Raw genomic sequence first — 227 nt, 5'->3', positions numbered from 1 at the left:
CCCTGAGATCGCCCGATCCGGTGACGGTCGCGTTCGCGGTGCGGGCCTTGCCGGTAAGGCTCATGTCGCCCGATCCGGTCATCACCGCCAACAGTGCGCCGACATCGACCGTACCCACCGACAGAGACCCGGATCCGGACAGCGCGAGATCGAGCGCGTCACCCTGCACCCGGTCCACCGTCACGTCACCCGATCCGGTGACCGCCACCGCGCCCAGCGCCGGCGCG

At 70.9% G+C, this 227-nt stretch carries 1 protein-coding gene; it reads right to left on the bottom strand.

Translation table 11 applies throughout. The features are described from left to right. A partial coding sequence (locus tag I5E_RS25840) for a GIN domain-containing protein (RefSeq protein ID WP_031263283.1) occupies positions 1-227 on the bottom strand: 227 nt, incomplete at both ends.

The organism is Curtobacterium sp. B18 (assembly GCF_000333375.1).
Taxonomy (GTDB): domain Bacteria; phylum Actinomycetota; class Actinomycetes; order Actinomycetales; family Microbacteriaceae; genus Curtobacterium.
The sequence above is the reverse complement of the archived record's forward strand: the minus strand, read 5'-3'. Positions and strand labels throughout refer to the sequence as shown.